The following is a 23,991-nucleotide window of genomic DNA, read 5'->3' as shown; positions in this document are numbered from 1 at the left end:
GCTGAGCTCATGTGGTTCATTACGGTGTGCCAGTCACTGAAGGTGATTGAAGACAATTGCGTGGCAATCAGCGAAGAAATGCGTGCTCATTCTTTTGATTCGTGGACGGGTCAGGGAAGCGAAGGGGCGCGCGCAGAAATTGAACAGATCCGCAATGACTGTCGGATGTGGGCGGCGCTGGCAATCGAAGTGCGCGACCTAGCCGAAATTGAGAGCGCGACGTTGGGAGGTCAGACATGAGTGGGCAGTGCGTGTCATGGATGGTGGTTTCTTCGGATACAACGCGCATTGATACCGAGGCGCTTGTCGGCGACGTTCTATTCCTGCGAAGGATTCGCGAGGCCCTTGATAGTCAGCTTGGCGCGGCACATTCGCTCAATCAGGAGTTGTGTGCACATCAGTGTGGGGGTGTTTTGCAGCGTTTGTGTGCCCTCGGTGCACAACTGAGCGAGCAGATTGGTAGTTGTGCGGACAGGCTTGCTTACGTTGCGTCCATCCATGCCGCTGCCGAGGCCGACGCTGCTTCCTATCAGAAGACCGTGCGCAGGCTGGGTGGCAGTATGGGCGAGCTTTCGTGGGCGGGAGGATTGACAGCATCGCGGAAGATCGCAGGCGTGGGGAAATACGTCAATCCTTATGCCCCTTTCCTCTTCGCACCGCTTGGCATCTTTCATGGGATAGCAACTATCAGCGCCCACGGTCTGTCTTTTGTTCGCCAGCCATCGGATGCGTCTTTGGGTTTGCGAACACAAATGGATGTTGCTGAGCTATCGCGACTGGTCAATGAGACTTCAACGCGCTCGGACGTCGAAGTTACTCGAGATGCTGCTGCACAAATGTCGACGCTGTATGCGGCAATGGGTTGGTTGATGTTTGGTCGCCATTCGGGGGTGAGGATTTCAGCGCAGAGCCTTCCCGATGGCGCACCGCCCGGGCCGGCAAGCCGAGTGCTTTCAGGCGTCGCGCAGGGAGGGCGCCCCACCCAATATTGCGGATCTTTCGGTGCGGTCATTTATGCGGTTAATGCTGTGGCGGCTTATCCACCGCATTCTTCCTCTCCTCAGTCGCAAGTCTTGCGCACGCAGACGGATCCTGGGAAGGAAGGGGTCGAAACCCCGCTGAAGGCCTCGGAGGCATTGGAACGTATCGGACAGCTTCGCTCCAGTGCAGACGAGGGGCAAATTGAGATCCTTCAGCACGTGACGGTGGACGCCGATGGGAGGGAACACCGCGCGTGGTCAGTCATGATCAGGGGGACGCAAAAGTGGGGGCCAGGCGAAGACAATCCCCAAGATATGCTGACGAATCTTCAAGCAGTTGGGCAATGCAATTCCGACCAGCTCAGGGCAGTGAAAACTACTATGGATATGGCGGGGATCAAGGCTGATGAGCCCGTTGAATTTGTGGGCCACTCTCAAGGCGGGATTATTGCCGCACAGTTGGCCGCAGATCCGCGGGTGCGCTCGCGCTACTGCGTTGCCTCGGTGCTAACCGCGGGTTCGCCGGTCGCGGGATTCCATCCCGACTCAAGTGTTCCCATGCTCAATATGGAAAACACGCGTGACATCGTCCCCGCACTTGACGGCGGAGCGAATGCTAATCGCGGCCATGCACTGACCTTGCATTTTGATAGTGAGCACTTAGAAAGAAAACAAGGGCAGGACAATCCCATTGCCGCTCACGATATTGCGACCTACACCGAAGCAATTCGAGAGTGCGAATCGGCGGAGGCGGGCCGCTATCGCAATATCGAGGACGTGCATCGCTGGGAAGAAGAAAGAAGAACTCGGCTGGGTATCACAGAGGCGACGCGCACGCGTTCCTACATTTTTGATACCCGCCGAGTTTCTTAAGAGAGTGGCTTAAGGCCAGACGGCGCTGGTGAGTTACTTCTTCTTAGCGCCCGTGAGTCCTCCAAAGAGCGAGGAGACAACAGCGGTGATGATGGCACCGATGACGGCCGCGCCAAGGCCAGACACAGAGAAGGGCAGGCCCATGGAGTCTGCAATCGATCCCGCGACCAGGAAGCCAATGCCATTGGTGATCAGTGCGAAAAGGCCGAAGGTGAGGATGTAGAGCGGGAAGGCAAGAATTTGAATGAGAGGCCGCACAATGGAGTTTACGACGGTGAATACCAGTGCAATCAAACCCAAGATGACGACGGTTTCCGTTAGGGATGTACCGCGCGCAATGGTAATTCCCGGGACAAGAGCAGCTGAGACCCATAGGCCCAGCGCCGTTCCAATGAGACGCAGAATAAAGTTCATACGCCCCATTATCGCCGATCGGGTAATAGTCGACTAGGCGACGATTGCCAGGACCGCCGAGAAGAGACAGGCACAGGAGACGTATTCCCCAAGACCGATGATCAGGGGAGGGATCTTGAGGTGCTTGATCTTACGCAGTGCGGGGATAAGGATCGCGCGCAGGGCGATCACGACGAAAGCCAGAAGTACTCCGCCGGGAAGAACATGCATGAGCACTCCGATCAGGCATGCGACCACAAGTGCCAAGTGCCAGGCAACGGAGACGATATACACCGATGGCTTATTTGCCCCGCGGATGAGGGAGCGGACGTAGACGATAGACCCCAGCATGTAGGCGGCGACGGCTACCGCTGCGCACCACAGTTTGTACTGCGAATAGCTCTCTGAGGTAATCCAGATCGACAGGGGGAGGGTGCACGAACTCGCAAGAACGCTCGACACATGGGAGGCAATGGAGCGGCGTCGCTTGCGGAAGGCCTCGTAAGTCGCAACTGCGCAAAAAAGGGTGATGGGAATGATGATCCGTGCGATGGCATGCGGGCGCATGACAATAATCGGAACCCCGCACACGACAGCTATGCTCGCCCAGGTGAGGAAAGCCGGAAGGTAGGTGCGGCGGCGCTTGGGAGAGGCTGACCAGTACAGGCTCAGAGCATGGAAGCTGCAATAGGCGGCGGTCCAGGCTGCAAGGAGTAGGAATTGAATGGGCTGGGGATGGACGGTGCATATTCCGACAGTGATCGGAAGAACGGTCATGATCCAGGCGCCGTGCTCGTTTGAGAGCCACCCGTGCCGGACCAAGCTTCGCATCTTCGAGCCACGTTGATTCATGGGCAACAGTGTAGTGGGCCTATTCACTTAGGGAAACCTAAGAAATGCGCGGAAAATGTGCCCGCGCTCACCGATATCCCATGCTCTGAGATGAAATTTTCGCGAACTGAATTCTCGGCGCAATGTTATAGGTATGTCAACAAACGATACACGCGAAGAAACCGTCCCATCCTCGGTTGCCGCTAAGCCCGAGCTTTCTCAAGAAGATCGTTCTGCCCGCATTGCGGTTACCGTATTTCCGCTCATCATTATCGCGGCATTCGCCCTGGGTCTGATTTTCCCGACCCATGCAGCAAAGCTCGCCTCGGGTGTGAACATCGGCCTGGGCATCATCATGTTCGGCATGGGCTTGACCCTGACCCTTCCCGACTTTGCCCTTGTCGTGAAGCGCCCCCTGCCCGTCATCGTCGGTGTTATCGCGCAGTATGTGATCATGCCTGGAGTCGCCTTCCTTCTGGCCAAGCTGCTCCACCTCGATCCGGCAATTGCAGCCGGCGTCATCCTGGTCGGTTGCGCCCCGGGTGGCACCGCCTCGAATGTCATCTCTTACTTGGCTAAGGGTGACGTTGCACTTTCGGTGACCATGACATCGATTTCCACTCTTCTGGCGCCCTTCATGACCCCCCTTCTCACCAAGTGGCTGGCCGGTCAGTACATGCCCGTTGATGCAAAGAGCATGGCGCTCGCAATCGTTCAGATCGTTCTGATCCCCGTCGTCGCAGGCATTGTCGTCCGTATGCTTGCCGGTCGCTACGTTGAAAAGATCCTTCCGGCTCTTCCCTGGATCTCGGTTCTTGGCATCTCCTACGTACTGGCAGCAGTCGTTGGTAAGTCCGCCGACAAGATCATGGAATCCGCACTCATCGTCTTCGTCGTGGTCATCCTCCATAACCTGCTGGGCTACTTCTTCGGATACTTCGCAGGCCGTATCTCGGGCGGCGATTACCGTGCAGCTCGTACGACCGCAATCGAAGTTGGTATGCAGAACTCGGGTCTGGCGGCCGGCCTGGCAACGAAGTACTTCAGCCCGGAGGCCGCGCTTCCCGGCGCAGTCTTCTCGGTTTGGCACAACCTTTCCGGTGCACTTTTGGCCATGTTCTTCCGCCGTTTCGGCAAGCAGGGCTGACCTAGATCTCACCAATAATCCCGCTCTTTGCGGGCACGAAAAAGTGGGCGACGCGCGCGAAATGCTGCGTCGCCCACTTTCATTGTCTGCGTTTACTTCCGGTTTCCCGGACGAGGCGAACGTGCCCCTTCCGTCGTGGTCCCAGCTGTCACCTGAGGGGCAAGCGGGCGTCCAGCTGCGGTCTCAGCGCGCAAGTGAGCGACGACGGCCTCGAGACTGCCAGAGCCATCGGCGACCGCTTTCTGACGCTGGTAACCCACGCCGATACTGCGCAGCGTGTGGATGAAATCGAGCTCTTCTTGGCACTGAAGATCATCAGCGATGGGCTCCAGTTCGCGCACGGTCTCATCAAGAAGATCGTCAATATGCCGTTCGTTGCCGTGGATGTCTTCGATGAGGACGGCATCCATTCCATATCGCGCTGCGCGCCACTTGTTTTCCGCGAGGAACCACGGCGATGTCCTCGGCAGTTCTTCGCCGCGGTCCAGGATGCGCGAACCATATTCGACGAGGCAGTGGATCAGTGCAGTGATCGCGCCAATTTCGGCGACATTGGAGGCAGAGTCGCATACGCGAACCTCGAGGGTCCCGAGCCTAGGCGAGGGGCGAATATCCCAGCGGATCTCATCGAACTTTGAGATGATTCCGGTCTTCTTCATGTCCTGGGTATAGCCCTCAAGTTCTTCCCACCTGGTGAAGAGCTGCGGAACCCCAGCGGTAGGCAGCTGCTGGAAGACCATCGCGCGGTTGTCGCAGTACCCCGTGTCCGTGCTTGCCCAGTAGGGCGACGAGGCCGAGAGTGCTTGGAGCCTGCCAAGGTGGGTTGCGAGGAACCCAAGCAGTGGAAGAACCTTTGAGCGGTCCTCGATCCCAACGTGGACGTGGGTGCCGAAGAGCAGCATTTGGCGACCCCAAAACTGCGTGCGATTCACGAGTTCTGCATAGCGCTCAGAGTCGGAAACACGCTGATGAGCGGGATTTGCAAATGGGTGCGAACCTGCGCCGGTCAGGTCCACGCGAAGCGCAGACGTCACGGGGCGTAAAAGATCGAGTCCCTCATTGAGATCTGCAATCGCGTCCCTCACTCGGGTCTGTTTGCGCGAGACCAACTCGATCGTATTGCGCAGCATCTCCCCGTGGATCAAGGTGTCATTGGGATAGCGAGCCGAAATCTCACCGAGGATGGCTTCCGCACACTGGCGTAGATCTTCTGAATCGACATCGATCAGCTGGAGTTCCCATTCCACGCCCAAAGTTGAACGCTCGGACTGAGCAAAAGAAATGGCCATAGCTCCCCCTCGTCAGGCTCGCTTGTAACGGTGGATAAACGATGCCAAAAGGTCGTGGGCGGGTTGTGTATCTGCCGCATCGCAGCGTGCAATAACGGCAGGCTTTTCTTCCGCAGGATAGTAGGTGTCCCCGTAGGTATCAATGCGAAGATGCATACCTTCACGCGTAATTTCGGGATGGAATTGAGTGCCGTAGATATTGTGGCCCCAACGCAAGATCTGAACGTGGCAACGTGAGCCCGTTGCCAAGAGCTCGGCGCCGGCGGGAATGGTACCGATGGCATCCGCGTGCCCGGTATATGCGTAGAAGCTTGGGGGAAGAGTGCCGGTGAGTGGATCCTTGAGCCCGGCCTCGGTCAAAGTGATCTCAGGTGCTTGAAGATCTTCCGAAAATCCTTGAACAAGGGGGGCCCCGGAAGCACGCGCAAGGGATTGGATACCGAAGCAAATTCCAAAGGTTGGGAAATCGCGCTTGAGGAGGATGGCTGCAAGAGCGTCGATCCGTTCTTCCACGCGCAGATGTTCATTAGTTTTTTCCTCGTGCGGATGCTCGAATCCGAAGGGGGACCCCGTGATGATCACGCCCGAGTACTGATCAAGATCAATGTCACTTGCCGGGTGGGGGGAGGCCGCGTCGACAAGGGGAAGAGGGTGAAGATCCCGATCGTCAAGACCGCCGATAGCCTTCATCGAGGCCAGTTCATCGCGCGCAAGAATGCCATCTGGACGGCAGACGGCCACCAGAAAGGGGCGGTGAGCTGGTTGAGAAGCGTTCATGGCGCCACGCTATCAGGGCAGGTGCCAGACGTGCGCGAACAATGAAGAAGTTGGGACTGTGTAACAGGTAAGAAAAAACCCGCAGCATCAAAAGATACTGCGGGAATCACGTCGGGGTGGCGGGATTTGAACCCACGGCCTCTTCGTCCCGAACGAAGCGCGCTACCAAGCTGCGCCACACCCCGTGACCGTATGAGTATAGCCGTCTGACGCTACTGCGCCAAATTCAAATGCGCGGCGCGCGCCAAAAGGGCACAACCACTGTGGTTTGGCGGAGGGAAAGCTTTACTAATCAGTCGTGAATCGTCAGAATCGATACTTCTGGACGCGTTGCAATCCGAACCTTGGCGTAGGGAGAGGTCCCAAGGCCTGCGGAAACATGCAGCCACGAACACTCATTCACTCCGGTTTCCCACACGTGCAATCCCTTGCCGAACTCGCGGGGAAGATCGCAATTCGTCACCAGCGAGGTTACGCCCGGAAGACCAATCTGCCCACCGTGTGTGTGACCGGCAAGGATCAGTTCGGTCCCCAAGTGGGTCATTGAATCGAGGACACGCGTATAAGGAGCATGCGTGACGCCAATACGAATGGCATCGGGGCTCAGCCAGCGCTGTGAGAGTCCATTGATTGAGTCGCGATTGATATGCGGATCGTCGACGCCGAGGAGGGCAAGAGGAGCGGGAAGTACCTTGGGGAGGTCAGGCTCGGCGATCCTTTCGTTTTCCGCCTGAAGATACGCCGAGGCGTTCGAGAGGTCCGCCCACCCCATCGAGCGCAGGTGCGCAGCCAGTTCCGTCCACGGCAAGTCCACCGCGCGATCCACCTTCGCCGATCCCCGAGGCCTGAGGTAGCGCGTCCAGCTCTTGCGCTTGGGGGAGTAGTAGTCATTTGAGCCGAAAACGAAGGCGCCGGGGAAGTCGGCAAAAATCTCATGTGCCTGAATAACCGCGCCAAGAGCATCGGGGCTTCCGAAGTTATCCCCGGTTGAAATGACGTAGTCAAATTCCTCGGTATCGCGAACTTGCTGAAGGAAATCGATGAGGAATTCCTGGCCGGGGAAGAGGTGAAGATCCGAAAAGTGAAGCACCTTCGCCATGCGGGTATGAGAACGCAGCATGGGGGTCGATAGTGCAGATAAAGGAACGTCGAAGTGACGGACTATGGGACGGCGTCGCTCGACGCTCCCCCAGGCGAGAGCAGCAGTACCGCCCAAAGCAAGGGCAGCTACGCCTCGGAAGGCGCTAGTGGCGAGGCGACGCGTACTCATCGGTCAGTCATCCCCTTCATCGTCATCATCCCCAGGCCCATTGCCTTCTCCCTGGTTCTGGGGAGCAGCGGGCGTGGCGCTGGGAGTAGGTGCTTGAGTTGCCCGCGTGACCGCCTGAGGCGCGCCAATGTTTGCATTCGGCATGGGCTTGTTGGGTGTTCCCTCAAGCGCCGTGCTCATGTACGGCGCCCAAATGTTTTGTCCAACGAAGGTTTCACCGAAAATCTGCGAGTAGTAGCGTCCGTTAATGCGAACGTTTTGGACAGGGGTTGTCGAGGCGTTGCCGTGGCCAACCCACGCCGCGGTGGTGAGCTCGGCGGTCGATCCGGTCAGCCACGTGTTTGCTGAGTAGTCGGTCGTACCAGACTTAGCGGCGAATTGGCGACCACCCGACAATCGCGTAGCCGTGTAGTACTGGCTTGCCGACTTCGTCAGGGTCGTTGCGACCTTTTGTGCGACCTGCGAATCAATGACCTGCTTGCAGTTTGCAGAACCTTCCTTGAGAACGTTCTCTTGGCGGTCAGTGACCTTCGCGATCGAATAGGGCTGGCACATCTTGCCATCGTTGATGAAGGTCGCGAAAGCGCGGGCCATGGTCAGAGGCGAAGCAGAACCAGAACCCAAGATGTTACCGGGAACGGCCAAGATCGGTTCGCCGTTTCCGTCATCAATGCCCATATCGGCCGCTACCTGGAAGATATTGCAGAAGTTGAGCTTGGAGGCCATGTTGACGAAGGAGTGGTTCACCGAAAGGCCGGTTGCACCGATGACATTGAAAGCACCGTCCTTGCCCGCCAAGTCGACGACGTTCCAGCTTTCAGTGTGGACGGGCTCGCCATCACACTTAAATGAACCATTGGGGAAGTTCGTCCGCCCATCGATGGTTTCGTAGCCGGATCGACCTTCCTTGTACCATTCGGCCAGGACGAAGACCTTGAAGGTCGAACCAACCTGGAATGAACCATCAGCGGAATAGTTCGACATAGTTTCGTCTTCACCCACGCCATACACGGTGTTTTGGGCCATGGCGACAACTTCGCCAGTCTGGGGAACCAGAGAGACCAAGGCATCGTCCAAACCGGAAGCATCGTTGGACGGAATGGTCTTCGTCAAGGATTCATAGGCCGCGTGCTGCTTCTTGGGATCCAAGGTCGTGCGGATGGTCAGGCCGCCGGTCTTGAGCAGGCGCTCACGTTCAATGGAGGTCTTCCCAAAGGCTTCATCGGCGAGGAATTGGCGCACGGCATAGGAACAGAAGTAGGCGTTCTCATCCCCTGCACCCGAGCAGCCTTCACGGATCTGCGTGGGGTGAAGCATGTCGGAGACACTGACGGCCTTAGCTTCCGCTTCTTCTTGCTCGGTGATGATGCCCTGGTCAGCCATCACGGAAAGCACGGTATCGCGGCGTTCTTGCGCGGCCTCGGGATGCTGAAGAGGGTTGTACTGCACCGGGGACTGCACGAGGCCGGCGAGGAGGGCGGCCTCGCCAGTGGAAAGTTCGCTGGCGGACTTGGAGAAGTAAAGCTTGGAGGCGGCTTCGACGCCGTAGGTGATGGGGCCGAAGGGAGCGATATTTAAGTAGCCAGTGAGGATTTGATCCTTGTCCATCTGCTTTTCGACAGCGAGGGCGTACTTGATTTCGCGAAGCTTACGTTCAGTGGTTTGCTCGGTTGCGGCCTCGACTTGGTCGGCATCGCCTTCCATGTAACCCTTTTCAGCCAAAGCATTACGCACGTACTGCTGGGTAATGGTCGATGCGCCTTGCTTACCGCCATCATCACCGAGGTTATTGACCATTGCGCGGGCAATACCCGTGGGGTCAACACCGTGGTGTTCGAAGAAGCGTCGGTCCTCAATGGCGACGATTGCCTTCTTCATGACGGGTGCGATTTTGTCCGAGGGGATAACAATGCGCTGCTTGTCGTAGAAACGGGCAATCACTTGGCCATTCGTATCGAGCATCGTGGACTCGGTCGCGGGAGAGACAACTTGGATGTCGGTTGGGATCTCGTCGAAGATCTCCATCCCTGCCTTCGCTGTGATTGCACCGGTTCCGACGGCCGGCACTAAGACGCCAGCACTGACCACGCCGATAAGTGCGGACGCGGCCAAGAATGACAGCAAAAGCGCCACCAGCTGTGCGGGTCGAACGAAGCGTGTATGCGACTGAGCCATAGGTACAGGATACGTGCCCGGCGCGGTGAAAGGCAGAGGAAGACAGGCAATGCCTTGAATATCAAGGACAAGGGGGCAATTGGATCGAGATAGTCCCAATTTCACTTATGTGAATTTCATGTGTAATCTCTTAAAGGGAGGTCAATGTTGACCGCAGATGTGGAGAGGGTGGAATCAATGATTGATGACCACAGCTGGGTGGAGTATGCATTGTGTGCCGAAAAAGAACCCGATGCACTATTCGTACAGGGTGCAGCGCAGAGGCAAGTTCGGATGCGTTGCATGGAATGTCCAGTTCGCCTCGAATGTCTTGCTGATGCGCTTCAATCGCGAATGACTTTCGGAGTGTGGGGAGGACTCACGGAACGCGAACGACGCATGATTTTGCGGGTGTACCCGAACGTTGATGATTGGTCGAAGTGGCTTAACTATTCTCCGGACCCCCTTGCCGTTGAGCTGCGTAAACCTAGGGTTCCGCAGAGTTTATCGATGAAAGCTATTCGAGCCTCGGCAAAGGTCCTTCGAGATAAGCCCATTCCAGTACCGCTTGGAGCATGAGCATTGCGGCGAGGGTGTCGTAGTATAGCGCTATGACTACTTGGGAATATGCAACAATTCCGCTTCTGACTCACGCGACAAAGGCAATCCTCGACCAGTGGGGTGCCGATGGTTGGGAACTCGTCCAGGTTGTTCCCGGGCCGACTGGTTCGGATAGCTTGGTGGCGTATTTGAAGCGACCGAAGAACGACTGATCCCGCTCAATTAAGCGGGCGACAAAACGGTGGGCTGAGCAGGTCATGTACCTGCTCAGCCCACCGTCACACGTAGTACTGAATCAGCGCGCGCGGCGTGCCAGGCGATCAACGTCCAGCAGAGTGACGGCGCGGCCTTCCAGACGGATCCATCCGCGGGAGACAAAGTCGGCCAGCGACTTGTTCACGGTCTCACGAGAAGCGCCAACGAGCTGTGCGAGCTCTTCCTGGGTGAGGTCGTGAGGAACGTGGATGCCCTTATCGGTTGCAGTGCCGAAGCGATCAGCAAGATCGAGGAGAGCCTTGGCGACGCGACCGGGGACATCGGAGAAAACCAGGTCCGAGAGCGATTCATTCGTGCGGCGCAGACGCTGAGCCAGTGCACGAAGCATGTGCTTTGCAAGGGTCGGGTTTGCCTCGACGATTTCCATGAGGTCGGTGTGCTGCAGGTGGAGCAGCGTCGCGGGAGAAACAGCAGTTGCGGTGGTTGAACGCGGGCCTGGATCAAAGAGGGTGAGTTCACCAAGAATCTCGCCGGGGCCGAGGACTGCAAGCAGGGACTCGCGGCCATCATTTGAGGTGTGCCCCAGCTTCACCTTTCCTTCGGTGACGATGTACAGGCGGTCGCCAAGATCGCCTTCATCAAAGAGGGTCTCACCGCGGCGCAGCGTCGTTTGACCCATCTTCTGCTGCAGCGATACCTGTTGGGCCTCATCAAGTCCGCTGAAAAGCGGCACTTGGTTGATGAAGTTTGCGTCTCCATACATAAAGCCGGAACTCCGTTCTGTTCGCAAGCGCCGCTAGCCAGCGCCGCCGACTCCTGAGCTGTCCTATTCCTCTAAGACGGCAGCCCAGCACGAAAGAGCCACCGTGTGATAGTCGTAACTATTATGCATGGTGAACGAGCTAAAACACAGATTTGCACACACTTTGCGTAAATTCGTAGCGATGCGTGCCAATTCTCTACTCCAGCGAGGCAGACTCGCGAATAAAGGGAAGGATTGCAGCGACGAGTGCGCGCGGATTTTCTTCCTGCGGGAAATGACCACTCTCAGAAAGCGCGCGCATGGTGAATTCGCCCGAGGTTGCCTGAACATCATCGGCGAAGTCGACGTGTGACCACAGCCCGTCATTACGCGTTTGAATCGACAAAACTGGAACCTCGACCTTGCGCGTTAAAACATCCTTTGACGCGAACGAGGGCCTAAAAGTGGCCTGAAGAGACTGCCACGCAGAGCGAATAGCAACGTGACGCGAAAGCGCCTCACGATACACACCCGCCTGCGAAAGCATGTGGTCCTGCGTGAAAGGCGCTGCCCACTGCGAAATCGAACGGTCTACCCACGCTGACTTTGACGCGAAGAAAGTCAGGCGCGGCCGGCGCGAGAGCAGGGTTGAGAACCAGCGGCCTCGGCCTCGTGAAGAAAGCCCCCGAAGGAAGTGCACACCCAGGGGGTGGGGAGCACACACGGGAACAATCGAGCGCAAACCGGCGGGTTCGAGGGAGCCGAGCATCCACGCGATTACCCCGCCCATTCCGTTACCGACGACCGTGTAGGAAGAAATTCCCAGCGCCGAGGCCACGGCCGCCACATCCGATGCAAGCTGAGTGAGCTCGACTTCCCCGGGAGTAAGATCCGAGGTGCCAAAGCCGCGGATATCCATGGAAATCGTGCGGATTCCAGCCTCGGTGAATGCGGGGATCACTTCGCGCCACGTCCACCACGTCATGGGGAAGGAGTGGAGCAAGATCACGGCAAAAGAGGAGTCCTCGGGACCCGCGTCAGCGACGTGGAATGAGGCCCCCGAGGCCGAAACCCGGCGGTGAACCCACGGGCCGGGCGCCTCGAGAAGGGTGCGAGAAACCTCGGGCTTCACCGCAGACCAGCTGCCTTTGCAGCGCGGCGGCGCTCGCGGGCGGTGTAGTGCGCGCCCGTCGGATTCACACGCTCGACCTGCTCACGCATGGCTTCTTCCGCGCGCCCACGTCGACGTGCCGAGTGAGACAGCGAGGCAATGCCCATCAAAACAATGCCCAGGATGAGGAGGCGACCAGAGTAGCCCGATGCCTGCAAGTGGTGGGCAAGGTTCGAGCCGAAGGAGCCGGCATTTTGCAGGAAATGCAGCAGGGAGACGGTGTGTGCGCTGGTGAAAGCCGGGGCGAAAACCCAAGGAATACCAGCGGCAAGGAAGCAGAGTCCCGCAATCCACGCTCCCAGGGAAGAACGCTTGAATGCTTCAAAAAGCGCGATGATCGCAACGAAAGCGATGGCCAGTTCCGTGATTGCCAGCCAGTTGATGACACCGGTCGCTGCCGGGTTGCCTTCGGGCAGGGTCATTCGGGCACCTGCGTCGGCGACGAGGTACCAGGTGATGGGCAGGGCAAGGATTCCCAAGATGAAGGAGAAGAGGTGCGCACCGGTGCGTGAGGGCATTTCGGGAACGATGGAGGCGCCCTCGAAGAGAACATCATCGAGGCTCTCAGGGGTGTCCTGAGGAACGCTGCGCTCAGCGGCGTCTTCACGAGGCTTCCATGCGGCCTCGGTGACGGGAGATTCTTCTTGCGGGGCAACGAAAGCGCGGCGACGAATGGTTGTGCTTTCGAGTTCGTCTTCTTGGAAATCGTCGGAAACTTCAGCTTGGTCGCCAAAACGACGCGAAAGCGCATCGGGAACTTCACCGACAGGGGCCGAGGCCTCGTCCACCTCGGGTGTTTCTTCGACCGCGTCGCTTGCGGCGGGGATCGTCGTGGTCGTGTGAAGATCCTCGGCTGCTTCTTCGACGGGGGCTTCTTCGGGGGAATCCTGAGCAGTTTCTTCAACTACCGCTGCTTCTTCCGAGGCCGGTGCTTCCTCATGTGAGTCCGCTGACGCTTCGGCCTCGTGGGTTTCGGGTGCCTGGGCGGGGGTTTCCTCGAGCGGAGCATCCTCGTGCTCAACAGTTACGGGCTCACCGTTGCTCTCCGGCTCTACGGGGGATTCGGCGACGGCCTCGACGCTCGGTTCAGCTTCTGCGGGCTCTTCGGTAGAAGCAGCTTCGTGCACGGGTTCTTCGGCGGGGGTCGCGGCCTGGGCCTCGTCGGAGGAAGAGTCCGTGGACTCCTCTGCGGGCTGGTCTTCGGAAGCGTTGTCCTCAGGCTGTTCGTCTTGCGCGCGCGAGGCAAGAACATCGTCGAGGGAAGTGGGGGTGACGCCCATATGAACCGGCTCAACCTGGCTGGTCTCAGTTACCGAGGCGCCGCCGATAATGTCTTCGGTAGCAGATGCTTCGCCCGGGAGAGTGACTTCTTCACCGGTCAGCGGCAATTCTTCGTTTTCGTTGCGGTGAATCGCTTCGTCCTTGACTTCTTCGGGCGATGCTTCGTTGTGTTCCTGGTCAGACATGAGGCCTCCTCTTCTCGTGCTGACGATAACGAGAAAACGATCAGGATGGGGGATTACCCGCCGAGAAGCGCCACATTTAGCGAATTAATCGTTTGAAGATGAGTCGTTTGTCGCGTAGCGGCGCGCCCAATAGATTCCCAGAGTCGAGGCCGCGAGGATCATTCCGTAGGCGGCGATCGTCGAAGCAGCCATGAGGACCTGCGTTCCCAAAGAGTGGCCCGGAGTCACAACGACACCGGTGAGGGTCGTACCCAGGGGGATCAACAAGAACCCGGGAATGATGTAGGTCCATGCGATGAGTTGGGGGCCGATCATTGACCAGCGGGAAGCCAGAGCGATAAGGCCAAGAACTTCAGCGACCGCGGCACTGAGGATTGGCTGAAGCGGAGTTTGCGCGACAACTCCGCTCAGGCCTCGTGCGGCCATAGGAAGAGAATCGGCAGGAGCGCAACGAATGAGCAGCGCCAGGGCACCAATACCCAAGGGTAGGGAAGCAACCGCAACCGCAATGCGCTCGCTTTGGTGGCGCTCGAAGGGCATGAGCTCCTCAACCTCTGGGTTCTTCGCACGGGCGCGGTGGGTCAGGGCCAACGCAACGCCCGAACCTAGAAGGATTGCGGCCACGCACACCGGGTAGAGATTCCAACGCTGAGCAGCGGACATGTCATCGGCTGAAAGGTTTGCCGCAACAAGGAAATGAATGCGGAAATAACCAAAAGTCTGCAGGAAACCGATGATAAGCGCCCAAGCGGCAGCGACGAACATTCCGATGGAATGACGCTCGCAGTTAATTGAAATCATGCCCAAAATGATGGCTGAGAACGCCATACCAATCATGCCCTCGACGGAGGCCAGGGGTACGCCGATAGCCGCACGTGCTTGAAGATCCGCAAGGGACATTCCCATGAGAATCAAGGCAACGGGCGCAAAGATGGCAGCGAAGAACGCTGAACGCAAAGCGGAGCCGGGCGGCAAGGACAGTTTGGACATATGTCAAGTATGCCGCTACTTGCTGGGAATTGAGCGGCGTGCCCAATAACCGATTCCGATCCCACCCACGAGCGCCACGGGAATCATGGCCAGCGTCATGCGCGTGCGCTTTCGACTGCGAATCCGAACGGTCTGGGTGAAAGTGTGGATCGGCCACTCGCGTTCGCGGGCGATTGCCGCAAGGGAACGGTCAGGGTTGACGGCTTGGGGATGGCCGACAAGCTCAAGCATGGGTAGATCCGAAACGGAATCGGTGTAAGCGTAGGACTCGCTGAGGTCCCACCCGCGTTCGTCGGCGAGTTTTCGACAGGCTTCGGCTTTCCCTGCGCCGTGGTTGAAGTGAGTGATCGTTCCGTCGACCAGGCCATCTTGTCCGCGTCCAACAATGGTGGATAGCGCATCGGGAATTGAGAGCAGGTGGGCGATCGGCCGGACAATCTCCATGGGCGAAGCGGATGCAATGACAACATGGTGGCCCAAGAGTCGGTGGTGGTCGATGAGCGCAAGGGCTTGGCGGTAGCACAGAGGCGCGATGCTTGAACTCGTGACACTGTTGACGATTTTCTCAACGTATTGAGGGTCCCAGCCGCGAGTGAGCTCACCGAGCGCATGCATCATCGATCGCATCCGATCATCGTCCGCACCAGTGAAGAGGTAGGGAAGCTGGACGATGGTTGCCCGCAGGGAATCCCAGCGACTCATGACACCCGCGTGGACCAGTGGGCTGCTCAGCGCCATTGCCGAGGCCGTGGCCAAGATGGTCTTATCGAGATCGAAAAATGCGGCGATGTGGCTATCTTCTGCGAGTGCTTGGCGATTTTTCCCCGGAAAAGGAGGTTTCGGGGAATCGATGTTTTCGTTGAGAGTGGACATCATCGGCACCTTCAGTTGGTGTGGATGCAACATTGCTATCCACAGAATTGGGGTTACTCCTAGTTTTCCACAGATTCAGATGGGGCACGTGCGTTCTGCGCAAGGAATATTCACGCTTGAGGAATGACGCGAATGGGAATCGTTGCGTGGAGTGGGCTTGAAGGGCGGGCAGTGGAATCGCTGCGTGCGGTGTGTGTCGTTCTTGGGATGAGCATGTGGCAGGGGAGCCCCCATGAACTCAATGATGGTCGAAACGGATCCTCACGCAGCACTTCGCGCGAGGAGGGAAGAAGGATCCAGGACCTCGTCAGTGTGGTAATCGCGGATCCCTCACAGCGCTCAGTCTGGGAACACTTGGGACTTCATGTCATCTGTGTGGGTGAGAGTGTTCAACTTCCCGGTGGTGAAAAGCTCCTTGGTCAGTTACTCGCGGCCGATATGGCGCGATGGATGGCTGCTCAAGGTTCCATGGCTGGCCGCATGTGCGTGGGGATTGCGGGATGGAGTGGGGGAGCGGGCGTATCCACACTCGCATGGGATCTGTGTCGCGATACTGGCAGTATTTGCGTCAATCTTTCTGGCCCCGGTCCTTTGCGTGCTTCACGAGGGACTCTTCTCACTCCCCCTGCCGAGGCCGCAACCTGGTCTGCGATCAGCGTCCGTGAGCGTTTCTTCCTTCCCTCACTGATCCGAGAACTTCCGGTGAGCCGCGGAGTCCCCTATTTGGGAGGGGATGCACGCGGCGGCGCATACGCAGACGATTCACGGGTACCCGCTGTGATTTCAGCGCTGAAGGGCGAAAAAAGCATCGTCTGTGATTTGGGACTGTGGGGACCAAGATGTGCGGAAATTGGGGAGTCCATCGATGTCCTCATTCTCCTTGGTCACGGTGACGCGCTTGGAGCTGCACGCTTATGTGCGCTCAGCGCTGCCAATCCTCCACCGTGCCCAACGTATGCACTCATTGCTCCACAAGCCTCGTCTTGCTTTTTGGCGCGCAGGGCGAGCATCGGTCTGATTTCGCTTTCGCAAATCACGCGTATCGTGCACACCAGTGCCCGTCCGGTCTATGCAGTGGGGATGCGGCCTCGTCAGGGCAGAAGGGGAAGGAAAGCGCGCGCACAACTGTGGGAACGCATGGAGGCGCAAGAATGAGTGTGGCTGACGCGCTCCTGATGGCGAGCACTGCGGGAGAAGCGCTCGATGAAGCGATTATGCGTCTCAAAGCCCCGGGGAAGGGCATAGGGGATGTCGGATCCGCGCTAGAAGAGCTCGATGCGCGCCTCAATGGACTCGGGGAAATCCTTGCACCCTTGCTTCGTCTTCCGGGAATCACCGATATTTTGGTCAATTCCACTCGGGTCTGGGTCGATTGTGGGCAGGGTGTAGAGCCTATCGACGATGGCTTTTCTAGTGAGGAAGAAGTGCGCGCCTTGGCCATCACAATGGCGGCGATCTGCGGCAAACGCCTCGATGATGCGGTACCGATAGTCGACGGAATCTTGCCTATGGGGGTCCGAGTTCATGCGGTGATTCCGCCTCTTTCTGGTGAGGGAACGATCATTTCTTTGCGTATTCCGGCTCGGGGCGGCCTCACTCTTGAACAGATGCGCAAGGGAGCGAGTATTGATGACACCACGCAACAAATTCTGAGTCGAATGCTTGAAGTGCGTTGCAATGTCCTCATTTCTGGGGCGACGGGGAGTGGGAAAACAACGCTGCTCTCCGCGCTTTTGAGCAGTATTTCGGTAAATGAACGCTTGATCTGTATTGAAGAAATTAGCGAACTGCACCCCGCGCACCCGCACGTCGTGCACCTTCAAGCACGTCAGGCCAACACTCAAGGTCGAGGCGAAGTCAGTCTTTCTGAGCTTGTGCGCGCTGCAATGCGAATGAGACCCGATCGCATCATTTTGGGAGAGTGTCGAGGTGGGGAGGTGCGCGACATTATGAGTGCCCTCAATACCGGGCACCGCGGTAGTTTTGCGACGATTCACGCCAATACTCCCGCGGAAGTTCCGGCCAGGCTCAGCGCTCTTGGAGCACTCGCGGGGATGAGCGCTGAAGCCACACACGTGCAGGCCCGTGCGGCTTTTGACCTTGTCGTACACATGGAAAGGAGCATGGGAAGTTATGGGAATACTGGCCGACGCGTTGCCCAAATTGGGGTTTTCGGGCTCGAGCGCGGGGAGCTCACCTGTTCTTGCGCGTACCGCATTGATCGCCGAGGCCGCGGTTCGACCGGTCCTGCTTGGGAAGAATTGCGTCGCGTGCTCAGTCGGGATTCGTAATGCGAGCGCGGCAGTTCACACGCGTTCAAGCCTGGGATCCGCACCCTGCGGAGAAAGTCGTGCGCTGGCCTCGTTCGGGAAGAAAGAACGAGGGCGGCCAAAAGACATCCATTGACGCCGAAAAGCTTGCGCAGAAACTTCGCAAAGTCAGTGCTTTGCTGCAGGTCGGTATTCCCGCGCAACAAGCGTGGCAGGAAGTGAGCCGAGTGAAGAGTTGCGGGGAAGGGGAGTGCGACGAGTGGGGAATTCCCAGGGAGGTCATCACTCAAGCTGGCGAACACTCTCGGAGTATTCGTGCGGCCTGTGGGATCTCAGCAGTTCTTGGAGCACCTCTTGCTCAGGTTTTGGATTGTCTTGCCGATAGTTTCGATGACCTTCACGAGGCGCAAGAAGCCAGGAGAATTGCGGGAGCCGGGCCCGCGCTCTCGGCAAAAATCCTCAATTTGCTTCCGATTGTGGCTCTGCTTGCGGTGAGCGTAATGGGAGTTGATCCTTTTCCTGTCCTTGCCGATGGAGGTGCGGGGACGGCGTGCGGCATCGTTGGATTGGCGTTTTTACTTGCCGGACGGTGGGTATCAGTGTCGATGATCCGAGCGTCCCAGCGCAGATGGGATCAAGACGGAAGTGAAGATACGGCGCTTGTCTGCGACCTCATAGCGGCAGCTTTGGATGCTGGAGCATCAATTCCTCGGGCATTGGAATGTCTTGGACGCTGCTCAGATCGTGAAGAGTTGAGTCTTGTCTCGAAGCGTTTGACTGTGGGACTCGAATGGGAACTTGCCTGGGAGGACTGCCCAGAGCAATACCTCGAGGTCGCTGAGGTCCTTCGCGAGGCATGGATGCGGGGTGCAGCAGTAGACGAACAATTGCGCCGTTTTGGCGCTACGGCCCGAAAGAAGCGTCTTACAGATGCGCGGGCGGGCGCCGAAGAACTGGGTGTGAGGCTTGTTGTGCCCCTTGGGCTTCTCATGTTGCCGGCATTTATCTGCTTAGGTGTCGTTCCCGTGTTAATCACGCTGGCTCACAGCGCAATCTGACAGCTTTCAAGGAAGTTATCCACAGTATTCGCGTGCTGACGATTCATCCACAGATTTGCGAGGTGGAAGAGATGAACGTGCTGAAAAAGAGCACTCTCGAAGACATGGGACAACACAGGAAGGAGACTCCCATGAAGAAGAACATGACAATGCACAGTGCTGACATGCGGGAAGAAGATTGCGACGCGGAAGAGGGCTCAACGACCGTTGAATACGCGATCGGTGCCCTTGCAACCGCTGGATTTGCCGGTTTGCTTCTCGTCGTACTCAAATCCGGTGTCGTTCAGTCGGCGCTGGAGCACCTCATTTCAACGGCACTGAGTTTTTCATGAGCAGGCGCGCTCAGCTCACCGTGCCTTCACCTGATCGAAAGGGAGATGAAGGCATGGTGAGCGTTGAAATTGCACTGGGAACCTTCTCAATCGTCGTCATGATCGCCATAGTCATTTCGGTGTTTGCGGCATCAATGACCACTCAGACACTGTGTTCTGCACTGGGAATTGGTGTGCGTGAAAGCGCTCGCGGAGGTGACGGTGTGCAAGCTGCCCAAGCAGTAGGTGCAGGACTGAGTAACCTTCACTTCGAATTCACCAGCGATGAGCGCTGGATCTATGGCTCAGCTGAGAGTTCTTATCGGGGTCCTGCTGGAGCACTGGGCTTTCACGCGCGCTGTCGCTACCAAGGCTTGCGTGAGAGCACGCTTGTCGGTGGTGAAGACTGATGTCTGGGGTGGATGAAGCCGCTGGGACCGATAGGACGAAAGGATGGAACGCTGACCAGGGCTCGGGAACACTGATGGTGATCGGAGTTGTCGCGCTTGCCATGGTGCTCGCCTGTGCGGGGATTGTCTGTGCAGCTTTCCTTGTGTCCTTGAATCGGGCTCAAGATATCGCGGATCTGAGTGCTTTGGCGGGTGCGGACATTTCTGCGACTGCTCAGTGGGAGGATGTTCAGGATAAAGCGTGCCAGGTAGCGCAAGAAGTTGCGGAAAGTAACGGTGCGCAGCTGAGTTCATGCCGGTGCGAAGGAGTCGATACCATCGTGAGCCTTCGTCTTAAAGGCGCGTGGGGATGGGTGATTGTGCGCTCTGCTCGAGCGGGTGTTGACCCCGTAGATGCACTTGAGGGGCCTGCCCCCCGGCTGGCCCCTCAAGTATCCCATCAACACAGTGCGAGTTTCCCGAAAAGTCTTTCGGTGTGGCATCCCCGCTTAAGCGGGGTCCAACTCTCGATGACTTAAATATAAGAAACCATGCTGTGTGGATACTATTTTGTATCTGGAAGTTTTCTGTGAATTTCTTCGAAGGGGGAATGCTCACAGAGGAACTCCAAGAGGCGACGTGCACCTTCCTTCGAAAGGGGTTCATTTCCGTTGCCGCACTTCGGAGATTGAATACATCGCGGGCAACCATCGTGGCACTGACACTCTGCGACAGCCTGGTAAGTACGCTCAATCCACTCCCTGGCATGCTTAAACCCAAAATGCGCATAACCCGCGCCACCCGGATACGAATCGTGGACGAAAACTGTCGGTAAGTTCGTATCCGTGTGCAGATTCGTTGACAATCCACCCAAATCCCATCGATCGCAATTCGCACACAATGGCAGTAGGGCGATAGATGCGTGCTCGGCAGCGTGAAGAGCACCCAAGACACTGCCTCGATCAATCCCTAAAGAGGCCATCGTTGATGGGGAGAGGGTGTACCAACACGCTTGGGTACGCAAAGTACGTTCGGGCATGGCGAGTTGAGTATTGGAAATGAACTCCAAGCCGGGAAGCCGAAGCAGGTCGAAATCCGTGACCTGGCGAGTCACATCGACGCTCCCTCGGTACCAATGAACCAAGCTGTCCCCGCTCACCCATTCCTCATCTACATCAACGATGCGAATGGAGACAGCGTCTTGTGCTCTGGTTCGTAAGGGTGTGCGAACTTCTTCAACGTATGCCAGCCTTGCGGGCCCCTCCTCAAGAGAAAGAACATGGAAGGTTCGTCCCTGATGTATGTAAATCGCATCAGGGAACACCTGTGAATCTGCAGAATCTTGGGGGACCGACCCGATGATGCTTCCACTTCGAGCATCAACGATTTGAACATCGCGACCACTGCCACGGATCTGAATGCGATCCCAGGGTTGCTCATCGGAGGTGATATTCCAGCGCCAGCCACCACTGCGGTTTACAAGCTGGCCCTCGGCGCCAAGTTGCGCTAAAAGTGCGGGCGCTCGCGGTCCAAATACTTCGGTGGCTTCCCTGTCAGAAAGAGGAATCTCTCCAGCTGCGGCGCACAGGTGATCGCGCAAAACCCAGGGGTTGTCGGGGTCAAGAACTGCGGCCTCGACAGGGGAGAAGATCTCATCGCTGTGGTGCACGAGGAAAGAATCAAGCGGGTTATCACCAGCAATCAGTACGGAAATACCCTCCGCACCGGCTCGTCCTGATCGACCAACCTGCTGCCAGAAAGATGCTCGCGTACCCGGCCAACCGGCAGTGATCGTGACGTCCAAACCGGAAATATCGATCCCCATCTCCAAAGCGGAAGTGGTTGCCAAGGCTCGAAGCTGACCGGAGCGGAGTGCGGCTTCCAAGGCGCGTCGCTCTTCGGGGAGAAAACCTCCCCGGTATGCGGCAACTGTAGAGGCAAGCTCGGGACTGTCGTGGAGATTCTCGCGAGTTTGAGCAGCGACAGTTTCCGCGCCGCCTCGAGAGCGGACAAAGGTCAAGAGGCGCGCATTATTGCGGACCAACTCGGCGGAGAGCAGAGCGGCTTCGGTTTGTGCAGAAAGGCGCTGAGTAGGTGCTTCAAGAACTGCTTCTTCGCCCGCCTCGGCGGCTTGCAGGGCAGAAAGGAAAGACTCAATTGAAACTTCATCTTCGCGAGGAACCTCGCGCCCCTCCCACATGAAAACGTGGTGGGTGCCGCGCCCCGATGTGTCTTCGGTGATGGCATCAACCTTCTCGCGTCCGATCATTGCTTGCGCAACAGACTGCGGATCTGACAAGGTTGCCGACATCATGATCACCTGAACGCGTGCGCCGAGGTGTCGTGCAATACGCAAGAGTCTACGTAAAACCAAGGAAATATGGCTTCCGCTCACACCGCGCCACTGGTGCATCTCATCAACAATCACGTAACGCAAAGATGCCAACACGCGCATCCAGCGTTCGTGGTTTGGAAGCATGATGTAGTGCAGATAGTCCGGATTCGTCAGGACAATGTCGGCGTGAGCGCGCGCCCAATTCTTGGCCTCGCGAGGGGTATCTCCATCAGCAAGCGCGACGGACAACTGCTCGGGGAGCGCCCCAATGAGCTCATTGAGCGAGTGGAGCTGATCCGCAGCCAGGGCCTTCGTCGGCGAGAGATATAGGCACGTGGGCCGATGGTGGATATCGGAAATGCGGCTCGAGACCTCGGCATTGAGGAGGTCAGAGAGGATGGGCGTCCATGCGACCAGGGATTTGCCTGAACCTGTACCCGTCGCAATGACAACATCGTGACCGCAGTGAATTGCCTGGAGCGCTCGGAGCTGGTGAAGCCATGGAGAATCTACGCCTTGTTTCTTCCATGCAGAAACAAGGGACGAGGGGAGCCAATCAGGCCAGGAACCATACTCAGCCGCGCGCGCGGGAAGAAAACGGTAATCAACGAATTGACCACTATTTCCGCGAGCGCGAATGATGTCAAGAAGGGCCTGTGAGTGAGTGCTCATCCCAAGCCGAAAGCCGCACCGGAGCGGGCGGGCGGAGCGCCGGCCTCGTCAGTTTGAGAAGGGAAGGGCACGTCAGTATCAGACTGCGTATAGGGAGCACTTTCGGGAGCGCTCCACCCAAGAGTCTGAGTCGCTGCCTCTTGCATGTAACGGATTGCGTCGATACCCGTCGAAATTCCGGCTCCCAGGTGGTCGGTCAATTGCTGATCTGACAATCCTGCGGAGGTATCAACGGCAAAATCTGCGCAGACCTGAAGGGAGCCCTCGGGGTCGAGCATCCAATACACGGTCGGGAAGTACTTCTCACGATTCCACGAATCTGCGGCGGCGAAAAGCGGGTGCCCCGCGGTTTCGGCATCAAAATCGGTGTCCCATACCGCGCGGATCGATAGGAAACGCTCGGCAGAATCCATGCTCAGCAAGAAGGGGATACCGTCGAAGACTGCACCGGCGGCCCGGTTTTCGGCCAAAACATCGGCCTGGAACTGGAGATCGGCCAAAGCGCGCATCAGACGATCAAAAGTCACCTTGTACGGAGTCGTTGAATCGTTCGGAATAGCGAAGGGGCCTGGAAGAGTGCTCATGCGTGATCTTCCTCCTCGTTCCACGTCACAAAGTCGGAGAGAGTCTCCTCAAGGTCGGAGAAGAACCCCATCATCATCGACATCGAGGTTTCGAAAAACGCATCGAGCTGAGCTTCTGAAAGCCCGTTCGTCGCCACAATGTCGCATTCGGCGATCAAGCCGTATCGGCGACCGTCCTCGAAAGGAGCGAGATACGCCTTCGGGCCGGTCCGCGTTGAATTGCAGCGCCGCACCTCTTCAACAAGGGAAGCGAACTGAGCGTCATCGGTTGCAATCCCACGCCAATGTGCGCGCAACTGAAGGATGTGGGGATTCGAGGTGTTCCAAAAATAGACGGCATTACGCGTCGGTACGGCGAGTTCTTCTTCCGAAGACTCTCCGAAATTCAGATCGTGGCCGTGGAGAACCGCGCGAATACGGTCGGTGTTGACCGGTGAAAGCGACACGTAGCACCCCTGATCGGAGTCGTAAGGTAGCGTTTCGTCACCGTGACTCACGCTTGTTGACTTCTCCACTTTAACCGACGCGCGGGGTCGAGGCTCGAGATAAGGGATGGGAAAAATTCGGCAAAGTCATCCCGGTCAACCAAGTAAAAACCAAGCATTCAGATAGATAAACCTCTGTATTGATGACTAAAAT

25 protein-coding genes and 1 tRNA gene are annotated in these 23,991 nt (G+C 57.5%); 11 read left to right on the top strand and 15 right to left on the bottom strand.

Annotation, left to right across the window (positions count from 1 at the left end; translation table 11 throughout):
• Positions 1-9: 9 nt before the first annotated feature.
• On the top strand, positions 10-240 hold the full coding sequence (locus ACWNMW_RS04595) for a hypothetical protein (protein WP_449490185.1): 231 nt from the start codon (positions 10-12) through the stop codon (positions 238-240).
• Positions 237-1,853: a hypothetical protein gene (locus ACWNMW_RS04590; protein WP_449490184.1), complete on the top strand. Its 1,617-nt coding sequence runs from the start codon at positions 237-239 to the stop codon at positions 1,851-1,853. Before ACWNMW_RS04595 ends, ACWNMW_RS04590 begins: the two co-directional genes overlap by 4 nt.
• 33 nt (positions 1,854-1,886) lie before the next feature.
• Here ACWNMW_RS04590 and ACWNMW_RS04585 read toward each other — a convergent pair whose 3' ends face one another.
• Both ACWNMW_RS04585 and ACWNMW_RS04580 read right to left on the bottom strand, forming a co-directional pair.
• On the bottom strand, positions 1,887-2,267 hold the full coding sequence (locus tag ACWNMW_RS04585) for a phage holin family protein (RefSeq protein ID WP_299059653.1): 381 nt from the start codon (positions 2,265-2,267) through the stop codon (positions 1,887-1,889).
• A 33-nt stretch (positions 2,268-2,300) separates the two neighbouring features.
• On the bottom strand, positions 2,301-3,098 hold the full coding sequence (locus tag ACWNMW_RS04580; RefSeq protein WP_449490183.1) for a YwiC-like family protein: 798 nt from the start codon (positions 3,096-3,098) through the stop codon (positions 2,301-2,303).
• 133 nt (positions 3,099-3,231) lie between these two features.
• Between ACWNMW_RS04580 and ACWNMW_RS04575 the strand changes: the two genes are divergently transcribed.
• The gene (locus ACWNMW_RS04575; protein ID WP_034501061.1) at positions 3,232-4,224 is read left to right on the top strand and encodes a bile acid:sodium symporter family protein; all 993 of its coding nucleotides are present in this window, start codon (positions 3,232-3,234) and stop codon (positions 4,222-4,224) included.
• A 92-nt stretch (positions 4,225-4,316) separates the two neighbouring features.
• On the opposite strand, the gene ACWNMW_RS04570 is transcribed toward ACWNMW_RS04575, so the two are convergent.
• The 5 genes from ACWNMW_RS04570 to ACWNMW_RS04550 form a co-directional block, all read right to left on the bottom strand.
• The gene (locus ACWNMW_RS04570; RefSeq protein WP_449490182.1) at positions 4,317-5,513 is read right to left on the bottom strand and encodes a glutamate--cysteine ligase; all 1,197 of its coding nucleotides are present in this window, start codon (positions 5,511-5,513) and stop codon (positions 4,317-4,319) included.
• 12 nt (positions 5,514-5,525) lie between these two features.
• A complete protein-coding gene (locus ACWNMW_RS04565; RefSeq protein WP_449490181.1) occupies positions 5,526-6,290 on the bottom strand; it encodes a glutamine amidotransferase-related protein in 765 nt (254 codons plus the stop codon).
• Positions 6,291-6,401: 111 nt separating this feature from the next.
• Positions 6,402-6,475: transfer RNA gene (locus ACWNMW_RS04560), tRNA-Pro, on the bottom strand.
• 107 nt (positions 6,476-6,582) lie between these two features.
• A complete protein-coding gene (locus tag ACWNMW_RS04555) occupies positions 6,583-7,560 on the bottom strand; it encodes a metallophosphoesterase (protein WP_449490180.1) in 978 nt (325 codons plus the stop codon).
• A gap of 3 nt (positions 7,561-7,563) precedes the next feature.
• The gene (locus ACWNMW_RS04550; RefSeq protein ID WP_449490179.1) at positions 7,564-9,735 is read right to left on the bottom strand and encodes a transglycosylase domain-containing protein; all 2,172 of its coding nucleotides are present in this window, start codon (positions 9,733-9,735) and stop codon (positions 7,564-7,566) included.
• A gap of 177 nt (positions 9,736-9,912) precedes the next feature.
• Between ACWNMW_RS04550 and ACWNMW_RS04545 the strand changes: the two genes are divergently transcribed.
• Together ACWNMW_RS04545 and ACWNMW_RS04540 are read left to right on the top strand one after the other, a co-directional pair.
• Positions 9,913-10,293: a WhiB family transcriptional regulator gene (locus tag ACWNMW_RS04545; RefSeq protein ID WP_449490178.1), complete on the top strand. Its 381-nt coding sequence runs from the start codon at positions 9,913-9,915 to the stop codon at positions 10,291-10,293.
• A gap of 32 nt (positions 10,294-10,325) precedes the next feature.
• Complete coding sequence (locus ACWNMW_RS04540) at positions 10,326-10,487, top strand: DUF4177 domain-containing protein (protein WP_072456996.1); 162 nt, start codon at positions 10,326-10,328, stop codon at positions 10,485-10,487.
• Between the two features lie 83 nt (positions 10,488-10,570).
• Here ACWNMW_RS04540 and ACWNMW_RS04535 read toward each other — a convergent pair whose 3' ends face one another.
• The 5 genes from ACWNMW_RS04535 to ACWNMW_RS04515 form a co-directional block, all read right to left on the bottom strand.
• Entirely contained in the window at positions 10,571-11,254 is a 684-nt protein-coding gene (locus tag ACWNMW_RS04535) for a Crp/Fnr family transcriptional regulator (RefSeq protein WP_034501070.1), read from the bottom strand.
• 196 nt (positions 11,255-11,450) lie between these two features.
• Positions 11,451-12,365: an alpha/beta fold hydrolase gene (locus tag ACWNMW_RS04530; protein ID WP_449490177.1), complete on the bottom strand. Its 915-nt coding sequence runs from the start codon at positions 12,363-12,365 to the stop codon at positions 11,451-11,453.
• Positions 12,362-13,870: a hypothetical protein gene (locus ACWNMW_RS04525; protein ID WP_449490176.1), complete on the bottom strand. Its 1,509-nt coding sequence runs from the start codon at positions 13,868-13,870 to the stop codon at positions 12,362-12,364. Before ACWNMW_RS04525 ends, ACWNMW_RS04530 begins: the two co-directional genes overlap by 4 nt.
• 84 nt (positions 13,871-13,954) lie before the next feature.
• Positions 13,955-14,860: a hypothetical protein gene (locus ACWNMW_RS04520; protein WP_448751078.1), complete on the bottom strand. Its 906-nt coding sequence runs from the start codon at positions 14,858-14,860 to the stop codon at positions 13,955-13,957.
• A 15-nt stretch (positions 14,861-14,875) separates the two neighbouring features.
• Complete coding sequence (locus tag ACWNMW_RS04515) at positions 14,876-15,733, bottom strand: HAD family hydrolase (RefSeq protein ID WP_299059624.1); 858 nt, start codon at positions 15,731-15,733, stop codon at positions 14,876-14,878.
• 132 nt (positions 15,734-15,865) lie between these two features.
• On the opposite strand from ACWNMW_RS04515, the gene ACWNMW_RS04510 reads away from it, so the two are divergent.
• The 6 genes from ACWNMW_RS04510 to ACWNMW_RS04485 all read left to right on the top strand — a co-directional run bounded on the left by ACWNMW_RS04510 (position 15,866) and on the right by ACWNMW_RS04485 (position 20,300).
• Positions 15,866-16,888, top strand: a complete 1,023-nt coding sequence (locus ACWNMW_RS04510; RefSeq protein ID WP_449490175.1) for a hypothetical protein — start codon at positions 15,866-15,868, stop codon at positions 16,886-16,888.
• Positions 16,885-18,024, top strand: a complete 1,140-nt coding sequence (locus ACWNMW_RS04505; RefSeq protein WP_449490174.1) for a TadA family conjugal transfer-associated ATPase — start codon at positions 16,885-16,887, stop codon at positions 18,022-18,024. The genes ACWNMW_RS04510 and ACWNMW_RS04505 overlap by 4 nt, the downstream gene beginning before the upstream one ends.
• Positions 18,025-18,083: 59 nt before the next feature.
• Positions 18,084-19,061, top strand: a complete 978-nt coding sequence (locus ACWNMW_RS04500) for a type II secretion system F family protein (protein WP_449490173.1) — start codon at positions 18,084-18,086, stop codon at positions 19,059-19,061.
• Positions 19,062-19,192: 131 nt separating this feature from the next.
• Positions 19,193-19,393 (top strand): DUF4244 domain-containing protein, encoded by a 201-nt coding sequence (locus tag ACWNMW_RS04495; protein ID WP_081940748.1) that lies wholly within the window; start codon positions 19,193-19,195, stop codon positions 19,391-19,393.
• Positions 19,390-19,782, top strand: a complete 393-nt coding sequence (locus ACWNMW_RS04490) for a hypothetical protein (protein WP_449490172.1) — start codon at positions 19,390-19,392, stop codon at positions 19,780-19,782. The genes ACWNMW_RS04495 and ACWNMW_RS04490 overlap by 4 nt, the downstream gene beginning before the upstream one ends.
• Positions 19,782-20,300, top strand: a complete 519-nt coding sequence (locus ACWNMW_RS04485) for an Rv3654c family TadE-like protein (RefSeq protein WP_449490171.1) — start codon at positions 19,782-19,784, stop codon at positions 20,298-20,300. The genes ACWNMW_RS04490 and ACWNMW_RS04485 overlap by 1 nt, the downstream gene beginning before the upstream one ends.
• A gap of 26 nt (positions 20,301-20,326) precedes the next feature.
• On the opposite strand, the gene ACWNMW_RS04480 is transcribed toward ACWNMW_RS04485, so the two are convergent.
• Genes ACWNMW_RS04480 through ACWNMW_RS04470 form a run of 3 tightly spaced genes read right to left on the bottom strand, consistent with a single transcriptional unit; the run spans position 20,327 to position 23,798 of the window.
• Positions 20,327-22,768 (bottom strand): DEAD/DEAH box helicase, encoded by a 2,442-nt coding sequence (locus ACWNMW_RS04480; protein WP_449490170.1) that lies wholly within the window; start codon positions 22,766-22,768, stop codon positions 20,327-20,329.
• Complete coding sequence (locus ACWNMW_RS04475; protein ID WP_034501087.1) at positions 22,765-23,352, bottom strand: type III secretion system chaperone family protein; 588 nt, start codon at positions 23,350-23,352, stop codon at positions 22,765-22,767. Before ACWNMW_RS04475 ends, ACWNMW_RS04480 begins: the two co-directional genes overlap by 4 nt.
• The gene (locus tag ACWNMW_RS04470) at positions 23,349-23,798 is read right to left on the bottom strand and encodes a YbjN domain-containing protein (RefSeq protein WP_034501088.1); all 450 of its coding nucleotides are present in this window, start codon (positions 23,796-23,798) and stop codon (positions 23,349-23,351) included. The genes ACWNMW_RS04475 and ACWNMW_RS04470 overlap by 4 nt, the downstream gene beginning before the upstream one ends.
• Positions 23,799-23,991 lie beyond the last annotated feature (193 nt).

This window comes from Actinomyces sp. Marseille-QA0893 (genome assembly GCF_976954355.1).
Note: the sequence above shows the minus strand (reverse complement) of the source record. Positions and strands in the feature narration are given on the sequence as shown.

What these genes read in the sequence shown, in the direction of transcription:
- ACWNMW_RS04595 (WP_449490185.1), top strand. Translation starts at nt 10, where the DNA reads ATGTGGTTCATTACGGTGTGCCAGTCACTGAAGGTGATTGAAGACAAT.
- ACWNMW_RS04590 (WP_449490184.1), top strand. Translation starts at nt 237, where the DNA reads ATGAGTGGGCAGTGCGTGTCATGGATGGTGGTTTCTTCGGATACAACG.
- ACWNMW_RS04585 (WP_299059653.1), bottom strand. Translation starts at nt 2,267, where the DNA reads ATGAACTTTATTCTGCGTCTCATTGGAACGGCGCTGGGCCTATGGGTC.
- ACWNMW_RS04580 (WP_449490183.1), bottom strand. Translation starts at nt 3,098, where the DNA reads ATGAATCAACGTGGCTCGAAGATGCGAAGCTTGGTCCGGCACGGGTGG.
- ACWNMW_RS04575 (WP_034501061.1), top strand. Translation starts at nt 3,232, where the DNA reads ATGTCAACAAACGATACACGCGAAGAAACCGTCCCATCCTCGGTTGCC.
- ACWNMW_RS04570 (WP_449490182.1), bottom strand. Translation starts at nt 5,513, where the DNA reads ATGGCCATTTCTTTTGCTCAGTCCGAGCGTTCAACTTTGGGCGTGGAA.
- ACWNMW_RS04565 (WP_449490181.1), bottom strand. Translation starts at nt 6,290, where the DNA reads ATGAACGCTTCTCAACCAGCTCACCGCCCCTTTCTGGTGGCCGTCTGC.
- ACWNMW_RS04555 (WP_449490180.1), bottom strand. Translation starts at nt 7,560, where the DNA reads ATGAGTACGCGTCGCCTCGCCACTAGCGCCTTCCGAGGCGTAGCTGCC.
- ACWNMW_RS04550 (WP_449490179.1), bottom strand. Translation starts at nt 9,735, where the DNA reads ATGGCTCAGTCGCATACACGCTTCGTTCGACCCGCACAGCTGGTGGCG.
- ACWNMW_RS04545 (WP_449490178.1), top strand. Translation starts at nt 9,913, where the DNA reads ATGATTGATGACCACAGCTGGGTGGAGTATGCATTGTGTGCCGAAAAA.
- ACWNMW_RS04540 (WP_072456996.1), top strand. Translation starts at nt 10,326, where the DNA reads ATGACTACTTGGGAATATGCAACAATTCCGCTTCTGACTCACGCGACA.
- ACWNMW_RS04535 (WP_034501070.1), bottom strand. Translation starts at nt 11,254, where the DNA reads ATGTATGGAGACGCAAACTTCATCAACCAAGTGCCGCTTTTCAGCGGA.
- ACWNMW_RS04525 (WP_449490176.1), bottom strand. Translation starts at nt 13,870, where the DNA reads ATGTCTGACCAGGAACACAACGAAGCATCGCCCGAAGAAGTCAAGGAC.
- ACWNMW_RS04520 (WP_448751078.1), bottom strand. Translation starts at nt 14,860, where the DNA reads ATGTCCAAACTGTCCTTGCCGCCCGGCTCCGCTTTGCGTTCAGCGTTC.
- ACWNMW_RS04515 (WP_299059624.1), bottom strand. Translation starts at nt 15,733, where the DNA reads ATGTCCACTCTCAACGAAAACATCGATTCCCCGAAACCTCCTTTTCCG.
- ACWNMW_RS04510 (WP_449490175.1), top strand. Translation starts at nt 15,866, where the DNA reads ATGGGAATCGTTGCGTGGAGTGGGCTTGAAGGGCGGGCAGTGGAATCG.
- ACWNMW_RS04505 (WP_449490174.1), top strand. Translation starts at nt 16,885, where the DNA reads ATGAGTGTGGCTGACGCGCTCCTGATGGCGAGCACTGCGGGAGAAGCG.
- ACWNMW_RS04495 (WP_081940748.1), top strand. Translation starts at nt 19,193, where the DNA reads ATGAAGAAGAACATGACAATGCACAGTGCTGACATGCGGGAAGAAGAT.
- ACWNMW_RS04490 (WP_449490172.1), top strand. Translation starts at nt 19,390, where the DNA reads ATGAGCAGGCGCGCTCAGCTCACCGTGCCTTCACCTGATCGAAAGGGA.
- ACWNMW_RS04485 (WP_449490171.1), top strand. Translation starts at nt 19,782, where the DNA reads ATGTCTGGGGTGGATGAAGCCGCTGGGACCGATAGGACGAAAGGATGG.
- ACWNMW_RS04480 (WP_449490170.1), bottom strand. Translation starts at nt 22,768, where the DNA reads ATGAGCACTCACTCACAGGCCCTTCTTGACATCATTCGCGCTCGCGGA.
- ACWNMW_RS04475 (WP_034501087.1), bottom strand. Translation starts at nt 23,352, where the DNA reads ATGAGCACTCTTCCAGGCCCCTTCGCTATTCCGAACGATTCAACGACT.